Origin of the sequence: Vibrio sp. YT-15, assembly GCF_033337445.1 — a bacterium.
Taxonomy (GTDB): Bacteria; Pseudomonadota; Gammaproteobacteria; order Enterobacterales; family Vibrionaceae; genus Vibrio; species Vibrio alginolyticus.
In genome coordinates this window covers 262,253-282,454 of sequence record NZ_JAWOQR010000003.1, presented here as the reverse complement: position 1 = coordinate 282,454, position 20,202 = coordinate 262,253, and the positions used below count along the sequence as shown (strand labels likewise).

The window sequence follows — 20,202 nt, the reverse complement described above, 5'->3', positions numbered from 1 at the left end:
GAAGTGCTTTTCTTAACATTAGTTGTCTATTATGCCGCCGGATTCAACTGCGACTTTTTTGGGCTATGAGTTCGCACTTCAGAAAAGTCATGACTAAAGTGGTCAACTTGAATCGCCTTGTAGCGCAATTTATCTGCAGCCATGATTTGATCAATTTCTTGCTCAGTTAACACGCCTGCTTCAAATGCTTGCTGCAAACGGTCATGCAGCAGACCTTTACGAGCCACTTTACCATCCTTCGCAGCCTTCATAAGTTTACGCTCCAAAGGTTTAATGTCGTACATTGCAAGGAATGCATTCTCCATTAAGCCTACGCTGTCATCCTCTGATTTTCCGATGTAGCACAGATGCGTGAGGCGATCACGTTGCGCGCCTGGTGTCATCATCGCTTCAGCCAAATTCACACACAGCTCATCACTTGGCTTATTGAAATGATTACCAAGCGGGAACAATAGCCCCTTAAGCACACCGCCAACGTATTTCACAGGGAAGTTGGTGTAAGCCTCATTTAATGACTTAGAAGCGTTATACAAACAGTGTTGAACAGCGTAATGAACGAAGTCTAGATCGCCTTGTTGACGGCCTTCATCTTCATACTTTTTCAAGGCAGCAGATGCCATGTATAGATAGCTTAATCCATCACCCAAACGTGCTGAGATCATTTCTTTACGCTTCAAGTCTCCACCTAAGGTTAACATCGCAAAGTCTGCACTTACTGCAAGTGCACGACTAAGACGAGTAATGTCTTTGTAGTATTGCTGCGTTGGGCCACTCATGTGCGCGTTAACAAATCGAGAACCAGTTAGTGCTGCACCAAATGCACCGAATGTATTACCGAGAGCGTGCTTGATGTGTTTAAAGAGTAGGTTGTCAAATTCTTTCGCACCTTGTTCAGAATCTGGATTCGCCGCGGCTTCCATTTCTTTTAGAACATATGGGTGGCATCGAGTCGCACCTTGACCAAAAATCATCAGGTTACGAGTCAGAATATTCGCGCCTTCAACGGTGATAGCAACCGGGATACCAAGGTAATGTTTAGCAAGATAGTTCATTGGGCCATCTTGAATCGCACGACCCGCATGGATATCAAACGAATCATTTAGAATGGTACGCGCGATTTCCGTCATGTGGTACTTGGCAATCGCGGTTACAATCCCAGGTTTTTCTTTCATATCGAGAGAAGTCGTCGTTAGCGTACGCGTCGCTTCTAGTAGGTAAGTAAGACCACCAATGCGCCCCATTGCTTCTGCAACACCTTCAAACTTACCGATCGACATTCCAAACTGTTTACGCACGTAAGCATAAGCACCTGTTGTACGTGTAGTAAGGTGACCAATTGCTGTGCCAAGCGCTGGAAGAGAGATACCACGACCAGCAGAAAGACACTCAACCAGCATACGCCAACCTTTACCTGCGTAATCAGCGCCACCGATCAACCAGTCCATAGGGATGAAGACATCTTCACCACGAGTTGGGCCATTCATGAACGCAGACCCCAGAGGATCATGGCGCTCGCCTATCTCGACACCTTCATGGTCAGCGGGAATCAACGCACATGTAATGCCAACCTCTTTCTTGTCACCAAGTAGCCCTTCAGGATCCTGCAGTTTAAATGCTAACCCGAGCACTGTCGCAACTGGCGCAAGCGTGATGTAGCGTTTATTCCAACTAACTCGCACGCCAAGCACTTCTTTGCCTTCATGGGTGCCGTAACAAACCACGCCTTGATCAGGTATGCCACCAGCATCAGAACCCGCTTCAGGGCCAGTTAGGGCGAAACAAGGGATGTCTGTACCATCAGCTAAACGAGGCAACCAGTAATCTTTTTGCTCTTGCGTACCATAGTGCGATAGCAGCTCACCAGGGCCAAGAGAGTTTGGTACCATTACCGATACCGCGGTACTGATACTTCGAGTCGCAATACGAGAAACAATGGTTGAGTTCGCCAAAGCGGAAAATTCACGACCACCATATGCTTTCGAGATGATCAAAGAGAAAAATCGCTCTTTACGTAGGTACTCCCATACTTCAGGCGGTAAATCCCTGTCTTCTTTGACAATCTTCTGGTCATCAAGCATTTCTAGCAGGGTCTCAAGCTCATTATCCATAAATGACTGCTCTTCTGCCGTCAGTGTAGGCGTTGGATAATGATGCAATGTTGTGAAGTTTGGCTTGCCTGAGAATAGTTCGGCATCCCACCATACACTACCCGCTTCCATCGCCTCTTTCTCGGTGCTAGACAGAGGTGGCAATACTTTTTTGAACACTTTAAAAGCCGGGTCACTAATCCATTTTCTTCGTAGAGAGCTCATAGTTCAGATCCTTTTGTTCACGTAACCGCTCGGGGTATAATCTTATTATTGGTTTAACTTTCTTATTTGTCTTATGCCAACTGCTTTGCTGACATTCCTGCTGACAAATATGGAATCAGTAAATCGACGACAGATTTCACATCGACTTCCTTTTCAAACTTACTTTCTGCCAGCTCCGAAAGAGCTTGGCTTGAAGCCATCGTAAATACACAGGTTCCTAACGTGAAGTGCAGTCGCCAAAACAACTGTTCTTCACATAGTTCCGGGTTCGCCTTCATTATCGAGAAAGTGAAAAGGTTCAGTACCTCTTCGTATCTGGTGGTAATGAACCAGCGTAGATGACCTTGAACGTCTGTATAACCGCGGCCAATTAACAACATAAATAGCGCAGTACCATTTGGGCGTACATCATTTAATGTACGTAAAGGTAATCGCAATGACTCAAAGACATCGTCCATGTTGTAGCTATCGCGCGTGTTTAACTCAATTAATGAAGTCTTAATGCTCGGCATTAGTGCTTCTAAATACCTATCTAAAACCGCTCTAACCAGCGTTTTTTTATCGCCAAAGTGATAGTTTACCGATGCTAAGTTAACGTTAGCTTTACCTGTTATCGTTCTTAGCGAAGTATCATTAAAGCCATGTTCAGCAAAGAGTCCTTCTGCGACATCGAGTATTTTTTCTTTTGTTGATGTTCTCGGGGCCATTTTAATCACTCGTATTAAACAACTGTTTGAAAATATACTCCCGAAACTTAAGATTAACAAATGATTAACATCACACTTTAACCAATTGGTCTGACCAGACAGTAAAAGGTGTGATCTAATCTTTTGAAATTCAATCGAATACTCCAGTGAAGCTTGCCAGAAGAAAACGATCAAATTTCTCAGTCCAGCGCAATTGAAACGCTAACAATAGCCTTGGCGGCTCGGAGTGAGCGACGAGAGTATGAAATACATCTTCGGTTCTAGGGGAGATAAAATGAGAAACACAGAAGTTAGTAACTTCGCCAAGTTGGTAATCCATCTCGATTTTTCTATTACTTTCGGATGTGTAAGAAGCTAGAAAGCATTAAGTAGAAATTTTTTGAAAAAAAATGGAACTGTTTGGAAAAGGCTCGGTCTGAATATACGTAACAGTTAGGGCATTTGAAGTTTCACTGGCCGTCAAACTTGTTTCCATCTAATTGTTACGTTGCTGCTTTTTTCTTATTAACTCCTATGTTTGTATCCGCCCAGTCAAATTTTCGGCTGGGCTTTTTTTCGCCTATAGATTTACCAAGCGCCTCTTTCGATGATTTGCCCCAACTCCATAAGCTAGACCTTAGTTGGTCACAAAAGTAACCACCCTGAAGTGGTTGATGTGCCGATCTGCAGACATAAAAAAGCCTCCCGAATGGGAGGCTTTACTAAACAGTGTGTATCTTACGCTTGCGCTTTCTTAGGCAAAGAAAAGTGCAGTAACGCGTAGCCAAGTAACGCGGCTGTCGTCGAGCCCATTAAGATGCCTAGTCGAGCATAGGTATCAAACTCAGGGCTTACATTTCCGAACGCTAAAGAGGAAATGAATATAGACATTGTAAAACCGATACCACACAACACAGATACCGCAAAGATATGCTTGAAGTTAATGCCTTCCGGTAGCTTAGCTACACCCATTTTCACAGCAGCCCAACTAAAGGTGAAGATACCTAGAGGCTTACCAACCAGTAGCCCCAAAGCAATACCTAATGGCAGCATTGAAGTTAGGCCTGACATCGATACGCCTTCTAGCGAAATCCCCGCATTTGCAAATGCGAATAGAGGTAAGATACCAAATGCCACGTATGGATGAAGTGCATGCTCCATGTGCTTAAGTGGGGAATGTTCGCCCTGTTTACCCTTAAGAGGAATAGCAAAGCCGATCACTACGCCTGCAAGTGTTGCGTGAACACCAGATTTAAGTACCGCAAACCATAAGATCGCGCCGACTATCATGTATGGCGTCAGTTTCGTTACTTCCTTCGCATTCAACATGAACAGGACACCAGTCATGATGAAGCCAACAAGCAGCGCCATGCTAGAAAGATCACCTGTGTAAAACAGTGCAATAATAACAACCACGCCTAAATCGTCGATGATAGCGAGAGCTAACAAAAATACTTTAAGGCTTACTGGTACGCGCTTACCTAGTAGCGCCATGATACCTAGAGCAAATGCAATATCCGTCGCAGCTGGAATGGCCCAGCCAGAAACCGCCTCTGGGTCGTTAGCATTAAACGCAACGTAAATAAGAGCAGGGGCTAACATACCACCAACCGCTGCAATCGCAGGGAAAATTGCGGTTTCTTTTGATTTTAGCGCTCCTTCAAGTAGCTCTCGCTTCACTTCAAGGCCAATAAGTAAGAAGAAAACAGCCATTAGGCCGTCATTAATCCAGTGAGAAACTGACATACCGAATACATAAGTATGCAGTACAGATTGATAAGTTTCGCCCAGCGGTGAGTTAGCAATGGTCATCGCAATTGCCGCTGCAATTACGAGAAGAATACCACCTGCTGATTCCATTTTGAAAAAGTCACGAATGACATCGTTCATGGTTTCGTCCTTATATTTATTATCTTAATAAACGATTAACAAAGAGTGATAAGAGTGTATAGCTGTCGAAAACTTTAGAATAATCGCTTCTTCAGAGTATAAACTTCGGTTTTTTCGATGTTAAGTTTACTATACATCGTATTTTCCAACATGACACTCAATTTTGATCGGAGATCGTATTTGTTTTTGTCGCACCAAATATTTATCAAGATGATGAGAAAATCAGCATAACACGGCTTGTACCATCATGATAACCCCGTACTTTTGAGAAAAAGCTAGGAAGCTTCGCGCACTAAAAAACCACCCGTAGGGGGTGGTTTTCTTCACAACTCAATAGCCTGTCAGCTGCATAAAGCCCCAAGCCTCATTGGAGCCGGAAGCTAAAGTAGGCCCTTCCCAGTAAGGTATTACAAAGGGTAGCCACATATCTGACTTGATAATGCGGGTAGTCAAATTAATTTGATGCTTCGGAATATTGATAATCCACTGCAAAGGTAACCTTCTTCCATTGGATAAACTGGTCACTTGCATTGGTTTAATATTGATATCATCGTCTGAGAGGTTGATGACTTTACCTGAGCGTGTCGACAACGTGCCAAACACGTGCGGTGTTTGCCCATGGTGACGATAACGGCTAACAGTTAATGCTCGACCATCATCTAAATTGAAAACAAACCAATCCCAGCCTTGTTGCCCCTCACCAATTAAGCCGCTGCCCCACTCTTTTTGCGCCCAAGCAGAACCCGTCACTGAGAATCGCTTACCATTTAAGCTTAAGCTGCCTTTTACTTTTAAAAATGGAGCACTGAAGCTGAAAGAAGCAACAGATTGCAACGCATGTTTAACTTGGAAGCCTTTGTCTCCATTCACCACAAAGGGGCCGCTTGTCATGGTATTGAGCTCAAGTCCAAACGTATCAGTATTCACATTCAAGTTGCCCGGGAAAGGCGTCGCACCGAGTGATCGCCAAGTCCAATTATCAATCCATAACCTGAAAGGACGATTGATCATACCAGCTTGGCCTATCCCACCTCTAGCTACCCGTTGCTCTTTCCATACATGCGAGCCATGACTGACGACAACATGTGAAATGTACAATTGAGGGTTCTGCCAACCGCTGGTTTCTCGCTCGTCCGTCGCAACCCTGAAATAGCTCCATTGAACATTGTAGATCTTGCCTTGCTCATCTTTTAGTTTCGCAAAGTAGTGCCACCATTCATGCTGATACTCGGGATGAAAGCGAAAGTCTGAGGGTAAAGAGACATGCTCATTAGGTAGTACAGGCTCGAAAATCGTTTGATTTTCACGCGTTAAGATAGAATCAAGTTCGCCTTCTCGTGTTGCTGTCGCCTCTAACCAAAAAGTTGAGTAAAAAGCAGCCCCAGTCAGAAAAGCGAACGTAACAACAATGAGCGTTGAAACCAACAAGCGTTTTTTAGAGCCCACTTTTTTCATTACAACGCGTCCCTTAATGACTTCATCGGTGTACTTTTGATCATTCTAATAACTGGCAATGCGCCAGCAACCATGATGGCAAGCATCGCCCAAGCAATGGTTTGAGCATACTCCCATGGAATCGTTTGAAGCTCTAGAGACCAGCCAAATGATTGCTTAATGATAATATCAACGATCAAATGTGCGAGCGCCAAGCCGAGCGGCACTGCAATAATCGCAGAAATGGCTCCGAAGACGAATAGCTGCAAACCACCTAATACGACAAGTTCTTTTCCGGACACACCCATGCACCTTAATAAGGAAAAATGCCGCTGCCGTGAAAGTTCTCCTGCCAACGTCGCAAAGAATAAACCAAACACGGCAATAATCAGCGTGATATTGCCCAAGGTTCCTGCTATCGCAAAGGTATGATCAAACACTCTCATTGCTTGGCTATAAATATTACCGTTATCAAACACACGATCTTGCGGGAGACGGAATACATTCTCTAAGCGATTTTTCAGCCCTTCTCCATTGACGTTATCTTTTAATACTACGCCAAGACCAACATTACCCGTACCTGCAAATGCATACAGCCAATTCCGGTGCGACATCATCACCTGGTTATATGGGTTTCCATAATCGTAGTAAACGCCTACGACTTGCCAATCACCACCAAGCGGTTCTTGCAAGTTAATGAAATCGCCAGGGCGGATATCCAGCTTCAAGGCCATCGACTCACTGACCATTAAGCTCTTGGTAGCGTGCAGTTGATACCAGTAATTTGGGACACCTAACTTGACGGTAAGTGAGTCTAACTCACCTTCAGAAGAGCCCGTACTCACAACTTGCAGAGCACCATGCTCGGTCGGCATATCTTTTTCCCAGCGCCACCAAACCGAGTTCACCTCTGGCTGATTCTGGAGCCATGCGCTCATCCGAGCGGCTGAATTGTTGGTCGGATAGATGTACACATCAGCGGCTAATCGCTGATTTAGCCACTTATCGGTTGTATCTCGAAAGCTTCCGACCATTGTTTCTACACCAATGTTTGCCGCCAGCGCTAACATAAACGCCATCGTAGCCACACCGCGATAGCTCATGCTGGCTGCTGCATCAGCAAAAAACCAACGGACACGAACCCATCGCATGGTATAAGAAAAACTTTGGAACATATGCCACATAATAAATGGCATAAACAACGCCACACTAACCAACATCAGAGCAATAATAGCAAAGCCGGTTTCTTGTGTTTTCGGCGCCTGATATACCGCTATTGCAGCGACACAAAACGCACATGCCGCAAGCGCCTGCCATGAGAACTCTCTTCCAGCAAATCGCATTAGCGACAGTCGAGAAGAAAGGCGGATTGGTTGTGACTTCAACAAACGGATTAATGGCCACAAACACGATATCAACGCACCCATCGCTGCCATGATTAGGCTATATAAGCTAGATTGCCATGACCATCCTATGGTTAAACCTACGTTGGCATCATACAAATCACTCAGGCTCGAAGACACTGCTGGGATAAGTTCATTCGCTAAGATCAAGCCAAAAAAGTTACCACACGCCCACGCAATAAAGACGAGCAAAGACAACTCTAGCAATAAGGCTTGCGCTAACTGTGTTCCGTTAACACCAGTCTGTCTCAAAATACCGACCAAACGTTGTCGCTGAATGAAAGACAGAGACATCGCTTGATAAAAAATAAACAACCCGACCAAAAACGACAGCATTCCCATCGCGGTGAGATTCATATGGAATGCGTTAGTTAGCGACTCAAGCTCAGTACGCGTATTCCTAACAAGCGTCATTCCGTTTGGCAGCATGTTTTTCAGTGCTATTAGCTTTTCCTCTGGCATTTCACCACAAGAAATCGCAGACAAACCTGAGCTCCGCTTGAGCATACGCAACAACGATATATCAGTAACCAGCCGAGTACCCGAAAGCATCTTGTCCTTATCTACTTGAATAGGCCCAAGACGGCTTCCGTCATTCATCTCAATGAAGTCCCCATCCTGCCAACTCATGTAAGCGGCCAAATCTTGACTAACAAGAATAGGATAAGGAGGCTTCATTAGTGATAAAACAGGCATCTCACCTAGCGATTTTCCTTGTTGTAGTGGGATCATCGCGACAGGATCTATCCCCACCAACATCAGGCTCATATCGGTCTTGGCATCTAGATGAAGCACGTCAAACGGTGCACATTGATTAAACCCAGCTCGACGTAACTGAATATAGAAACCTTGAGGAATTTTATTGGCAGAGTGCTTCGTTCGGATTCGGTATGGCAAAGGATTAGAGAAAAGTTTTTCCCCAGTGGCATAACTTTGTTTTGCATGCTGGTTGATAGAAGTAACACCAACAAGGAGGGACACGCCTAAAGTTAATCCCAGCCAGACAAGAATAATTTGTAGAGGGTAACGACGGTAATGACCGAGTAGTGCCTTAACTACGGGCCATAACATGTAGCTGCCCTCCTTGAAGTCGAATCTTTCCTTCCATATGGGCGGCCACTTTTTCACTGTGCGTCACTAACAGCAAAGTACACTCCAATTGGCGAGCGAGACTCGTTAATAAGCGCATTACTGCTTCTGCGTTTCGCTCGTCTAGGCTACCAGTTGGCTCATCAGCAAGCAGGATTTTGGGTTCCATATAAAGGGCGCGAGCAATCGCCGCACGTTGTTGCTGCCCACCAGACGCCTCTTCCGGATAACGTCCTAGCAATGGCATTAAGTCCAAAGCAGAAAGAATTTGACGCCACAACTCTTTATCTTCCGGCAGACCTTTTAACTGACGACAAAAACGAATATTGTCGGCAATATTAAGTGTAGGAAGCAGGTTGAATTGTTGGAAGATATTACCAATATTGTTGCGGCGATAAAGGGTTCTTAAATGCTCCGGTGCTTCATGCATAGCAAAATTTGGAAACTGCACTTCACCAGAGTCAGCAGTATCTAATCCGGCGATTAAATTCAGCAGAGTACTTTTACCCGAACCACTTTCTCCCATCAGAGCAACTTGGTCGCCTTGCTGCAATGTTAATTCTGCCCCTTGTAATACAGGGTGAAACTCTCCCCCGTCTACATAGCCTTTACATAGGTCTGACAGTTTTAACATTGATTATGCCGCTCGGATGGTGTTTAAAAATTGGGATCAGAATCTACACTAAAATCCTGTTAGTAGAAAGTATTTTGAATGCTTGATCACACTATGGAAGTACAAATGCAACTCGATTCACTTTCTGTTGCTAATTTTGTTGACGTTTTGAGCAGATTTTTGCAGCCAAAATAAACTCTGTTCCTCCTTACTGGCCAATCAGGTTTTTCATCCATTTTCGGCTAACCATTCTTGGCAAGCAAATCGCCCACTTCACAACTTCTTCCGTCAAAAAGAGTAAGTAAACCCATTGTGGGTCCCAATTGAGATAAATCGCTGCAAATGCTGCGAGTGGAATCCCGATCACCCACTGCGCCAAGATGTCTTGATACAAACAAAACTTAACATCACCGCCCGCACGTAATACACCAACAATCGCCATCATCGGTACCGAGCGTAACACGACACCCAACGCAAGAATCACCATAAACTGTTCAGCTAGCTCGCGAGTGTCTGTTGTCAGTGCACTAAACGCATTAAGGATCCATTGATTTGACACTATCAACAAGACGGCGACCACAAATGCGATAAGCACATTCAAAATGACCGTCGCCCATGCTTGATAATAAACAGGTTCAAAATTACGAGCGCCGAGCTGGTTCCCGACTAGAACTGCAGCCGCATTCGATAAACCAATCATCATCGCCAATGCGATCGACTCAACAGGTGTCATTACGGAAAGTGCCGCCAAACCTTGTACACCTGCTTGCCCCATGATGGCGTGATAAGCAAACAGCCCACCAGCCCACGCCAAGAAGTTAAATGTGGTTGGCAAAGAGAGGCTCAAGAAACGCGTAATTTTATCTAAGACCAATCCTGCGCGTATATCATCCCAACCAAATGCGATTATGTGTTTTTTCAACCATAGATAACCAAACAAGCAACCTACTTCGATCGCGCCACTGATTACCGTTGCGATCGCTGCTCCCGTAATACCCAGAGCAGGAAAGCCTAATTGACCAAAAATTAAAACCCAGTTAAGAAAAACATTAGATAAAATGCCTATACCACTAAAAAAAGTGCTTAGGCCTGGTTGGTGCATCGCCCTTAGGCCCACCGACATACTGGCCACACATGCAACAGCAAACATGCTAACCGACGAAATAATGAGATAGCTGGCCCCTAGCTCAATCACTTCTTGTGAATCGGTAGTCAAACTCATGATGGGCTGTGGAAAAACAACAAACAAAGCAACAGCAATCGCAGCAAACATCATTGCGATCATCCATGTTAAAGCGGTACTGCGACGCACCCCAACTTTATCGCCAGCCCCCCAATATTGAGCGGTTAACAATGCACCGCCCGTTGTCACCCCAACTAACATGATGGTGGTGACGAAAGTCGCGCGCGCAGCAACTCCAACTGCGGCAATTTCTGCTTCGCCAAGTTGACCAAGCATAAGAACATCGACGAGGCTTCGGCTTGAAAACATCATGCTTTGCAGTGTAATTGGTAACGCGATTGCAAATAAACGACGTAAGAATGCTTTATCTGCGTGTATTGAGAGTTGAGAAAGAAAAGTCACAAGCGCTCCAACGACAACTTATTGATAGAATGGGGAAAGTGTCTCATGATTATACTCTGTGGTGTTTATTCCACCAACGATAAAAGGACAGATAATGAAAAAGGTGTTGGTGCTAGGCGCCTCGGGTTACATTGGCTCTCAACTTCTTCCGTTACTTTTAGATAAAGGTTACGCCGTCACAGCAGCGGCGCGACATATTGATTATTTAGAGTCAAGAACTCAGCCTCACCCTAATTTAACGTTAAGGTATCTCGACTTGGCTGACACAGAGACCACGAAGACTGTAGTGAACGATTTTGATTTAGTCTTTTTTCTCGTGCACGGGATGGCTCAAGGTGATGACTTTGTTGAGTACGAACTAAACCTTGCTTTGAACTTCAAATATGCGTTGGAACAAAGCTCCGTCGAGCATGTTATCTATTTGAGTGCCATTCAACCTCAAACCGGAAACTCTCGCCATTTAGCCGCTCGTAAAGCCACGGGAAAAATAATTCGACAGTCTGGTATTCCAGTAACTGAATTGCGTGCAGGCGTTATCATCGGCCCCGGCTCTGCTGCTTTCGAAATCATGCGAGATTTTGTCTACAACTTACCTATTTTGATTGCGCCTAAATGGGTCGACTCAAAAGCGAACCCTATTGCCTTGCCCAATCTCAACCACTATTTATTGAAGTTAGCAGAAGCCCCCTCTCCAGAAGAAAGTCACATTTATGAAGTTGGTGGGCCAAATACACTTAGCTACCGCGAACAGTTCAAAGTCATTTGCCGAATCACGAACAAGCCGTATCGGCTGTGGTCGACCCCGCTACTTACTCCGAAAATGGCATCGTACTGGCTAGGTTTAGTTACCTCAGTGCCAACTAGTATCGGTAAAGCATTACTTGCGGGCTTAGAGCACGACTACATTGCAGACTCTAAAGCGATTGAAGAACGATTTCCTCAAACGCTGATCAGCTACGAGCAAGCGGTAACTGATACCATTCAAGATGAAGGCACATTTGTACGCAGTAATGTCTGGGGGTTTGAACCCGCAGCGCTTCGTCGATGGCAACCAGGATATGGCTATTACCCAAAACAAGCTGGAGCGAGCATTAAAACCCAAGCCTCAGCGGCAGCATTATGGAAAGTGGCGCAAAAGATCGGGAGTCGCGAAAAAGGCTATTACTTTGCCAACATCTTGTGGCGTACACGTGAATGGCTCGATATCTTTTTTGGTGGCGGAAAACCGATTCGCGTTTCTCCTCCTGGACCAGAGCTTAAAGTCGGTGATTTTATTGACTCTTGGAAAGTGATTCGCTGCGATAATAATCAGTTTCTTTCACTGTTTTTTGGTATGAAAGGCCCAGGCCTTGGGCGTTTAGAAATTACCATCAAAGATCTCGGTGACGAACGAGAGCTGGATATTACCGCCTGGTGGCACCCGCAAGGGTTTCTTGGGCTGCTTTATTGGTTTGCAATGATGCCAGCCCATCTTTTCATATTTAAAGGCATGGTCAAAGCCATCGCGAAAGAAGCAAACCGTTTAGAAAACAAAAAGCCCCAATAACAGGGGCTTCTAAACACTCAAAATGTCACTTTAGTCAGCTTTGAACGAGAGTGGAATTTCGGCTAACTGGTTGCCTTCGTTTGCGGGAAAAATAAGGTACTCGCCATGGTATTTCACCATCGATTTGTAGTCTGTTACCTTATGTACCATAAAGCCCGCTTGCGCTGCTTTCTCAACAAACTCAGCATGATTGCCACGTACAAACCAACTCATTGGCTTTACGAGCAACTCGCCATCAAAACAGCTTTCGCATTGGTCTGCACATAACGCTAAAGAGTTTTGACCTTCAGTGAAGATTTGTACTTTGCCGCACCCAATCAGTTGCTCAGACGTCGAGACTTCCCAGCCTGCTTGCTCCATCAAATCAAGAAAAGACTCAATATCTGAATCTTTGAACACTTTGGAGTCTTCACCTTCAGGGAAGAATTGCGCATAAAAAGCAGAAATACGCTTGAAGATAAACAACAAACCAGCATCGTTCCCCTTTGAGCGACCTGCTTTTTGCCAACGCGTTAAGTCATCGCCTACCGTACGTCCGAAACGTTGTGATTTTAGCGCCTTTGTTACCCAACGCACTAAATAATGGTTATTCGCAACAGGGGCATTGGCTAACTTACCTGAGCGATGCTCTTGATCTAACTCTTCAAGTGCTGAGTTAACCAAGTTTTGAATTTCTTTGGTGTAATTCGACATTACGCCTTTCTTCCTAAAGTCCAATAAAACAGTGCTGAAAGCACAGAACAAGCAAACATTACGATGATCATCGGCCAAGCAACATTCCCGGGCAGTGATGCCACCAGCGCACCAACCAATGAACCGATACCGAATCTTAATGTCCCCGCTAGAGACGACGCCGTACCCGCCATTGATGGGTAACCACTTAAAAGCAGCGCCATCGCGTTACTACCTATCGTCGACAATGTACCGATAAACAGCACAACAAAAGGTACAATGCCCCATAATCCGAAGTCCATTAACCAACTTACGAATAAACCAATCCCCGCCAAAAGTTGCACGAACAACCCAAAACGAAGCATGGCATGGGAACCAACTTTCTTCACCAAGCGACCATTAATACTGGTCATGATGATCATCGCCACAATGTTCAAACCAAATAGGTAACCAAAGTGGTCTGGTCGAACACCATATAAATCAATATAAACAAAAGAACCCGCCGTCAAAAATGCAAACATTCCGGAAAATGAAAACGCACCTGAGAGCATCAAACCGATCGCTTCAGGATTGGAGCATAATCTGGCGTAGTTTCTCAGCGTCGTGCGGAAACGAAGAGGCTGACGATTTTCAGGCTGTAACGTTTCAGGGATTTTCCAAAGTACGAGAAAAATCACAACTACAGCGAAAATAGCTAGTACCCAAAAAATGGAACGCCAACCAAACCAAATCGCGAGATGGCCACCGATCATCGGTGCCACCAACGGCGCAATAGTAATGACCAGAGTAACGAAGGACATTGCGCGTGCAAAGTCTTCACGGTCAAACATGTCACGCACGGCAGCTTGGATAATGACCGCCGCTGCCGCGCCAGCAAAACCTTGTGCCGTACGTACATAGGTCAGCGCATCAATGCCATTTGTTGTCGCACTCACAACAGCAGCCAAGCCGAAGAAAAGTACGCCTAAAATCAACACAGGTCTGCGACCAAAGCTATCGGCAAGCGGCCCGTGAATTAACTGGCCGATCGCAAAACCCGCCGTATAAGCCGTCAACGTAATCTGAACCGCGCCAGGCGCGACCCCCAAATCTTTCGCAATTGTCGGCATCGCAGGCAAATACATATCGATCGCCAAAGGCGTCAAAGCACCAATCGCTCCTAGTACCAGAAACAATAGAAAACTGATTTGGGATTGCGGAGCACTTTGAGCTTTTTCTGTCATTCTTTTACCTCTTGTTGGAGCCCTACCGTCAATACTTGCAGAACAAAGTGAAAATAACGGAAGTTCTCATAACGCTGAATGTAGAAGCCAAAAACCTGTTCTATCCAACGTTCGAGAATCATAAGGGCAAATATGTACCAAGGTGTGACCTTGACGAACTCGACATAGAAAAGCATGTGAAAGCGAAATGTGTTTATGGGAAACAAACACAATGCAGTAAAAATGATGGCGTTGACACCATCATTCCATTCACCGTAGCCGAAGGCTTTGCAATAAGAGTATGCATGCATCAGCTAAATGCAAAGGCATATCACTGAGATGAGTAAGCACACCGGAATTGTCTAGGCACTAATTTTGGTAGGAAAATTTATTTTGAGCCAATTCCTACCAAAAGACTAGTTCCTATTAGGAACTAAAGAATTTCCCATGCCGACAATTAATTCCAAATAGAATCAATTTCTTCTTGCGTGAGGTAGCGATAATCACCTGGTTCTAGTGCCTCATCAAGTTCGATAGAACCAATACGCTCACGATGTAAGTACTCAACTTTATTTCCTAACGCCGCGAACATACGTTTCACTTGGTGATACTTACCTTCCACGATAGTTAACAATACTTCATTCTCGGCCTCGTTCACGATTTCCAAACGAGCGGGCAATGTTGCTTCTGATTCATTGCGCAAAATGATGCCTTGTTCGAGCTTTTCCGCGTAATCTGGCTGAATAGCATCGACGAGCCAAACACGGTACGTTTTCTCACACTTATGCTTAGGTGAGGTAATACGGTGAGACCACTTACCATCATCCGTAATCAACACTAAACCAGTTGTGTCGACATCTAATCGGCCCGCAAAGTGAAGGTTTTCAATTTTAGGCTCATCAAGCAATGCGAATGCAGTTTGGTTGTAGCCATCTTCATGTGAACAAACAAAGTCAGCAGGCTTATACAACATAATGTAACGAGGACCAGGAGCACCAATAACACGGTCTTCCCACATCACTTCCGCACCTTTAGGTACTTTAAATGCACCACTTTTTTGAACCTCACCGTCAACGGTGATGTCTCCACTTTTGATGATCTTTGTTGCCTGTTTGCGTGTTGCACCCAGAGCGTCACACAAATATTTATCTAAACGCATGAATACCTCATTGAATTATACCCAAGTGATCTCTAAATCTTGGTTTAAAGGTCACTTGGGTATAAAAGTCAGGTATTATAGCGTTCCTCGTTCGAATAGTTGAGCAATTTCACATATTTTCATGTACACACTTCGTCCTTATCAAGCCGACTCGGTTAAAGCCGTTATTCATTACTTTCGTAAACACTCGACACCAGCAGTGATCGTGCTGCCAACCGGTGCAGGAAAAAGCTTGGTGATCGCAGAACTTGCTCGCCTTGCGAAAGGACGAGTGTTAGTCCTCGCCCACGTAAAAGAACTGGTCGAGCAAAACCACGAAAAGTATGAAGGTTATGGTTTAAAAGGTTCCATCTTCTCAGCAGGATTGGGACGAAAAGAAACTGACCAGCAAGTCGTGTTTGCTTCGGTTCAATCGGTCGTACGTAACTTAGATTCGTTCAAAAACCAGTTTTCTCTGCTCGTTATTGATGAGTGCCATCGTGTGCCAGATGACAAAAACAGCAGCTACCAAAAAGTTATTACTCACTTACGAGAACTGAACCCTGGCATTAAGGTGCTGGGACTAACTGCAACGCCCTATCGTTTAGGAATGGGCTGGATTTATCAGTATCACACCCGAGGTCAAGTGCGAACCGAAGAGCCTCGATTCTTCCGCGATTGTATTTTCGAACTGCCGATCCGTTACTTGCTCGACGAAAACTTCCTCACTCCAGCCCGCATGATGGATGCGCCCGTTTTGTCTTACGACTTCTCTCAACTGAAGCCCGCTAACACCGGACGCTACAAAGAAGCAGAAATGGACATGGTGATCGATAAAGCCAAACGTGCGACTCCACAAATTGTTGAGCAAATCATGCAATATGCGAAAGAGCGCCAAGGGGTCATGATCTTCGCTGCAACTGTTCGACACGCACAGGAGATCCACAGTCTATTGCCAGAAGGCGAAACTGAAATCGTCATTGGTGATACACCTACGCCGGAGCGCGATGCGATCATCCAAGCGTTCAAGAATCGTCAAATAAAATACTTGGTCAATGTTTCGGTACTGACAACCGGTTTTGATGCGCCGCATGTCGATTTAATCGCGATTTTGCGACCAACAGAGTCAGTCAGTCTGTACCAGCAGATAGTAGGACGAGGATTACGCTTATCAGACGGAAAATCAGAATGTTTAGTGCTTGATTACGCAGGCAACAGCTACGATTTATACCAACCTGAAGTCGGTGATCCCAAACCAGACTCTGACAGTGAAATTATCACGATTCCTTGCCCGGCTTGCGGATTCAATAACAACTTCTGGGGTAAGTTGGATAGTAACGGTTTCTTGGTTGAACACTTTGGCAGACGTTGCCAAGGTTACTTTGAAGATGAAGACACAGGCGAACGTGAACACTGTGGCTACCGTTTTCGTGCCAAATACTGTGGTGAATGTGGTGCGGACAACGATATCGCTGCACGAATTTGTCATGAGTGTGACGCGACGCTCGTTGACCCAGATAAAAAGCTAAAAGAAGCCCTTAATCTCAAAGATGCATTAATCTTTGAATGCACAGAAATGGACCTATCTGTATTTAAGTCCAGTGATGGTAAATCTCAGCTAAAAGTGACGTATTCTGGTGAACCATACCAAGGCGAAGGCAATGCGTTAGTTCATGAGTTTTGGTCATTGAGTACCAAAAAACAAAAACAAACGTTTAAAGATCAGTTCGTACGCCCCCACTTAGCAGACAAGCATCGCCCTTTTGAAGAGGCTTCACCGACACGCGTTGTCGCTAATCAACATCGTTTCCGTTTGCCTCAGTTTGTTATTGCTAGAAAATCTGGTCGCTTTTGGAAGCTGCGAGATAAAATTTTTGAAGATGAGTTGAAATAACATCCACAACACATGGCAAAACTTAATTAGCTGATTCACTCTCTGTTCATCTATATCCGATATACTGCGGCTAACGCTCCAGAAAAGGTTTGACTATGTATAAAGCAACGACTTCTCTACATTCTGCGTTACTTTTCGGCCTTATTGCAACATTTATGTGTGCACCAAGTTTTGCCAAGCATGACAACGAGTACACATCACAAAATGGCCACGCCATCGTGCAAGATGTCGAAAAGCCAGGAACACGCATCGAATTCGATGAAGATCAAGATGAGGTCTATCGCGCGGTTCAACAAGGATATATACGACCATTTTCGGAACTTTACGCCGCAGTAGAAAACGACTTATACGGCCGCATCATCAAGGTCGAGCTTGAAGAAGATGATGATGCTTGGGTGTATGAATTGAAAATTCTGTACAACAACAGCGTCCTGAAAGTTGAGTACGACGCCGCCACGCTGGAAATGCTTGAGATCAAAGGTCGCAGCTTTAACAAAGCGTTAAAGCCGCAAAACAACTAAACTTGTCTAATGCGTAATCCAGACGCGATGCGTAGCTTACTTCGATAAAAATCCAAACATAATAAGAATCATCAATATGAAAATACTTGTTGTTGAAGATGATCCTCGTTTAGGCGAGCAAATCATCGAAACATTAGAAAGTACCGGCTGGGTACCAGAATTGTCCCAAGATGGCATAGACGCTCTGTATCGCGCGACTTCGGAAGAATGGGACGCCATTGTTCTTGACCTCGGCTTGCCAAAACTGGATGGTCTTACCGTCCTAAAAGGCATCCGAGATGAAAACATTAATACTCCTGTCGTGATTTTAAGCGCTCGCGACACCCTAACGCAGCGAGTTGAAGGCTTAAACGCAGGTGCAGACGATTACCTAACTAAACCATTTGAAATGGTTGAGCTTATCGCTCGTATTCGTGCACAGCTTCGAAGAGCCTCTGGTAATGCCTCTCCTGTGATGCAAATTGGCGACTTGAGCTTGGATACACGCACTTCTAAAGTCATGTGGCAAGGTCAAGCGGTAAGCTTGACGGCGCTAGAGTATAAAGTGGTCGCTTACTTTATGCATAACCCGGAAAAAGTGATTTCTCGAACCGAACTCGTCGAGCACATTTACAAACAAGACTTTGATCGTGACTCCAACACAATCGAAGTTTTTATCGGCCGAATTCGCAAAAAAATCGCACCAAAGATCATCAAAACTGTCCGAGGGTTGGGATACCAATTAAATGCCGAATAGAAACAGGCTACCGTTGAACGCAATAAAACGACTGAGTATCAAAAGTCGCCTCGTTTTAGCGGCGATCGTTTGGTTAACGGCAATGATCCTCGCCGCTGGTGTGACGATACCGACGCAGGTCTACAACTATATGGTTGATGACACTCGCTCACAGCTCAGCATTTTTATGGATGAAGTCGCAGCACAGTTAGAAGTCGATAACACCGGGCATCTTTCACTCGCAGCTCAGCTATCAGACCCTCGATTTAACCGACCTTACAGTGGTTTGTATTGGAGTGCCTCTACAGAGGCAAGCCTCGAACGTTCTCGTTCGTTGTGGGACAAAAAAATCGAATACAAAGGTTTGGATAAAGATGCGTATGGAGCAAGAGGCGAAAAACTAATTACGCTAGAAAAAGCACTGTATCTTCCTGATTACGATGGTCCTATTCACATTATTATTGGTATTGACGAAGAGCCCATTAAAAATACCCTTCAAACGTTAATCGGCCAACTTTGGCTTATTTTGGGTTTATTATTCGCGGGCGTACTTACCGTCATTTTACTGCAAATTGCTTGGTCATTGAGTCCGCTTACAAAGCTACAAAAAGAATTAGCCGAGCTGAAGTCTGGTAATAAAAAGAGTCTAGAAGAAACCTACCCAAAAGAGATTTCTCCTCTAATCTTCGACCTCAACGCTCTGCTGTTCCATTACCAAGAATTACTAGAGAGAGCTCGCAATCATGCAGGTAACCTATCTCATGCACTTAAAACACCACTTTCTGTTCTAAAAAATGAAGTTCAGACGTTAGAACCTGAGGCACAATCCCGTCTCAGAGCTCCAATCAATCAAATACAAGACCATATCGATTACCATTTGGGTCGTGCCCGTATGGCCGGATCGATGAACATATTATCAGTGAAGTCGAACCCAGCAGATCGTGTGGATGCTATCTCAATGGCGTTTGATAAAGTGTATGCGAGCCGAAGCATTACCTTAATTAATGAACTTGATTCAGAGCTGAATGTAGCAGTAGAGCAGACCGATCTCGATGAAATGCTAGGTAACTTGCTAGAAAATGGCTATAAGTGGGCCAACAGCATGATTCGTGTGCACTCCTCTCAGGATAAGGAAAATATACACATCATTATTGAAGATGATGGGCCAGGCATCCCTAAAGAGAAACTGAGTCAAGTAATCAAGAGAGGAGTTAGATTGGATGAAACAACCCCTGGCTCAGGTCTTGGTCTAAACATAGTCAGTGAAATGGCACACAGTTACCGAGGTCAATTAACATTGGATACAAGCGCTTTAGGTGGATTAAAAGCATCTTTAGTCTTACATCTCAGCCGAACATAAAGCATATAACACATAAACTTTGTTTTTCGGACCATGATCAGTAAACCGATGAAAATGAAGTCGATGTGAACAAAATCCAAGCAAAGCGTTAAAAGGGATAGCCTTCCACCCCGCTAAATCATACCTTTTTGTTGATTTGGAT

Annotated in this window: 16 protein-coding genes; 5 read left to right on the top strand and 11 right to left on the bottom strand. The window is 44.7% G+C overall.

The features are described 5' to 3' along the window. Positions 1–29: 29 nt before the first annotated feature. The 7 genes from R7D93_RS08275 to R7D93_RS08245 all read right to left on the bottom strand — a co-directional run bounded on the left by R7D93_RS08275 (position 30) and on the right by R7D93_RS08245 (position 11,012). The gene (locus tag R7D93_RS08275) at positions 30–2,312 is read right to left on the bottom strand and encodes an acyl-CoA dehydrogenase (protein WP_017634878.1); all 2,283 of its coding nucleotides are present in this window, start codon (positions 2,310–2,312) and stop codon (positions 30–32) included. 71 nt (positions 2,313–2,383) lie between these two features. Continuing rightward, complete coding sequence (locus tag R7D93_RS08270) at positions 2,384–3,019, bottom strand: TetR/AcrR family transcriptional regulator (protein WP_005378033.1); 636 nt, start codon at positions 3,017–3,019, stop codon at positions 2,384–2,386. A gap of 717 nt (positions 3,020–3,736) precedes the next feature. Further along, a complete protein-coding gene (gene nhaA / locus R7D93_RS08265) occupies positions 3,737–4,888 on the bottom strand; it encodes a Na+/H+ antiporter NhaA (RefSeq protein ID WP_005378034.1) in 1,152 nt (383 codons plus the stop codon). A gap of 330 nt (positions 4,889–5,218) precedes the next feature. Next, positions 5,219–6,343 carry a lipocalin-like domain-containing protein gene (locus R7D93_RS08260; protein WP_225495563.1) on the bottom strand — a complete coding sequence of 375 codons (1,125 nt, stop codon included), beginning with the start codon at positions 6,341–6,343 and terminating at the stop codon, positions 5,219–5,221. Continuing rightward, positions 6,343–8,796, bottom strand: coding sequence for an ABC transporter permease (locus R7D93_RS08255; RefSeq protein ID WP_005378038.1), 2,454 nt, complete (start codon positions 8,794–8,796; stop codon positions 6,343–6,345). The genes R7D93_RS08260 and R7D93_RS08255 overlap by 1 nt, the downstream gene beginning before the upstream one ends. Beyond that, on the bottom strand, positions 8,777–9,448 hold the full coding sequence (locus R7D93_RS08250; RefSeq protein ID WP_005378040.1) for an ABC transporter ATP-binding protein: 672 nt from the start codon (positions 9,446–9,448) through the stop codon (positions 8,777–8,779). Before R7D93_RS08250 ends, R7D93_RS08255 begins: the two co-directional genes overlap by 20 nt. Before the next feature lie 187 nt (positions 9,449–9,635). Next, positions 9,636–11,012, bottom strand: a complete 1,377-nt coding sequence (locus R7D93_RS08245) for an MATE family efflux transporter (protein ID WP_005378048.1) — start codon at positions 11,010–11,012, stop codon at positions 9,636–9,638. A gap of 94 nt (positions 11,013–11,106) precedes the next feature. On the opposite strand from R7D93_RS08245, the gene R7D93_RS08240 reads away from it, so the two are divergent. Then, entirely contained in the window at positions 11,107–12,558 is a 1,452-nt protein-coding gene (locus R7D93_RS08240) for a DUF2867 domain-containing protein (protein WP_225495562.1), read from the top strand. 30 nt (positions 12,559–12,588) lie between these two features. On the opposite strand, the gene R7D93_RS08235 is transcribed toward R7D93_RS08240, so the two are convergent. The 4 genes from R7D93_RS08235 to rsuA form a co-directional block, all read right to left on the bottom strand. Beyond that, the gene (locus R7D93_RS08235) at positions 12,589–13,251 is read right to left on the bottom strand and encodes a DUF2913 family protein (RefSeq protein ID WP_005378053.1); all 663 of its coding nucleotides are present in this window, start codon (positions 13,249–13,251) and stop codon (positions 12,589–12,591) included. Then, the gene (locus R7D93_RS08230) at positions 13,251–14,453 is read right to left on the bottom strand and encodes a Bcr/CflA family multidrug efflux MFS transporter (protein WP_225495557.1); all 1,203 of its coding nucleotides are present in this window, start codon (positions 14,451–14,453) and stop codon (positions 13,251–13,253) included. Before R7D93_RS08230 ends, R7D93_RS08235 begins: the two co-directional genes overlap by 1 nt. Beyond that, positions 14,450–14,743 (bottom strand): hypothetical protein, encoded by a 294-nt coding sequence (locus tag R7D93_RS08225; protein WP_005378057.1) that lies wholly within the window; start codon positions 14,741–14,743, stop codon positions 14,450–14,452. The genes R7D93_RS08230 and R7D93_RS08225 overlap by 4 nt, the downstream gene beginning before the upstream one ends. A gap of 146 nt (positions 14,744–14,889) precedes the next feature. Continuing rightward, positions 14,890–15,591: a 16S rRNA pseudouridine(516) synthase RsuA gene (gene rsuA, locus R7D93_RS08220; RefSeq protein WP_005388670.1), complete on the bottom strand. Its 702-nt coding sequence runs from the start codon at positions 15,589–15,591 to the stop codon at positions 14,890–14,892. Between the two features lie 121 nt (positions 15,592–15,712). Here rsuA and R7D93_RS08215 point away from each other — a divergent pair, with 121 nt between their 5' ends. The 4 genes from R7D93_RS08215 (at position 15,713) to R7D93_RS08200 (ending at position 20,060) form a co-directional block, all read left to right on the top strand. Continuing rightward, on the top strand, positions 15,713–17,464 hold the full coding sequence (locus R7D93_RS08215) for a DEAD/DEAH box helicase (protein WP_171344595.1): 1,752 nt from the start codon (positions 15,713–15,715) through the stop codon (positions 17,462–17,464). A 155-nt stretch (positions 17,465–17,619) separates the two neighbouring features. Beyond that, positions 17,620–17,985: a PepSY domain-containing protein gene (locus R7D93_RS08210; protein ID WP_372036143.1), complete on the top strand. Its 366-nt coding sequence runs from the start codon at positions 17,620–17,622 to the stop codon at positions 17,983–17,985. A gap of 76 nt (positions 17,986–18,061) precedes the next feature. Beyond that, positions 18,062–18,721, top strand: a complete 660-nt coding sequence (locus tag R7D93_RS08205) for a response regulator transcription factor (RefSeq protein ID WP_005378073.1) — start codon at positions 18,062–18,064, stop codon at positions 18,719–18,721. After that, positions 18,711–20,060, top strand: a complete 1,350-nt coding sequence (locus tag R7D93_RS08200) for an ATP-binding protein (RefSeq protein ID WP_005378071.1) — start codon at positions 18,711–18,713, stop codon at positions 20,058–20,060. Before R7D93_RS08205 ends, R7D93_RS08200 begins: the two co-directional genes overlap by 11 nt. Positions 20,061–20,202 lie beyond the last annotated feature (142 nt).

Coding starts and splice junctions, on each gene's coding strand:
- R7D93_RS08275 (WP_017634878.1), bottom strand. CDS start 2,312: ATGAGCTCTCTACGAAGAAAATGGATTAGTGACCCGGCTTTTAAAGTG.
- R7D93_RS08270 (WP_005378033.1), bottom strand. CDS start 3,019: ATGGCCCCGAGAACATCAACAAAAGAAAAAATACTCGATGTCGCAGAA.
- nhaA (WP_005378034.1), bottom strand. CDS start 4,888: ATGAACGATGTCATTCGTGACTTTTTCAAAATGGAATCAGCAGGTGGT.
- R7D93_RS08260 (WP_225495563.1), bottom strand. CDS start 6,343: ATGAAAAAAGTGGGCTCTAAAAAACGCTTGTTGGTTTCAACGCTCATT.
- R7D93_RS08255 (WP_005378038.1), bottom strand. CDS start 8,796: ATGTTATGGCCCGTAGTTAAGGCACTACTCGGTCATTACCGTCGTTAC.
- R7D93_RS08250 (WP_005378040.1), bottom strand. CDS start 9,448: ATGTTAAAACTGTCAGACCTATGTAAAGGCTATGTAGACGGGGGAGAG.
- R7D93_RS08240 (WP_225495562.1), top strand. CDS start 11,107: ATGAAAAAGGTGTTGGTGCTAGGCGCCTCGGGTTACATTGGCTCTCAA.
- R7D93_RS08235 (WP_005378053.1), bottom strand. CDS start 13,251: ATGTCGAATTACACCAAAGAAATTCAAAACTTGGTTAACTCAGCACTT.
- R7D93_RS08230 (WP_225495557.1), bottom strand. CDS start 14,453: ATGACAGAAAAAGCTCAAAGTGCTCCGCAATCCCAAATCAGTTTTCTA.
- R7D93_RS08225 (WP_005378057.1), bottom strand. CDS start 14,743: ATGCATGCATACTCTTATTGCAAAGCCTTCGGCTACGGTGAATGGAAT.
- rsuA (WP_005388670.1), bottom strand. CDS start 15,591: ATGCGTTTAGATAAATATTTGTGTGACGCTCTGGGTGCAACACGCAAA.
- R7D93_RS08215 (WP_171344595.1), top strand. CDS start 15,713: ATGTACACACTTCGTCCTTATCAAGCCGACTCGGTTAAAGCCGTTATT.
- R7D93_RS08210 (WP_372036143.1), top strand. CDS start 17,620: ATGTGTGCACCAAGTTTTGCCAAGCATGACAACGAGTACACATCACAA.
- R7D93_RS08205 (WP_005378073.1), top strand. CDS start 18,062: ATGAAAATACTTGTTGTTGAAGATGATCCTCGTTTAGGCGAGCAAATC.
- R7D93_RS08200 (WP_005378071.1), top strand. CDS start 18,711: ATGCCGAATAGAAACAGGCTACCGTTGAACGCAATAAAACGACTGAGT.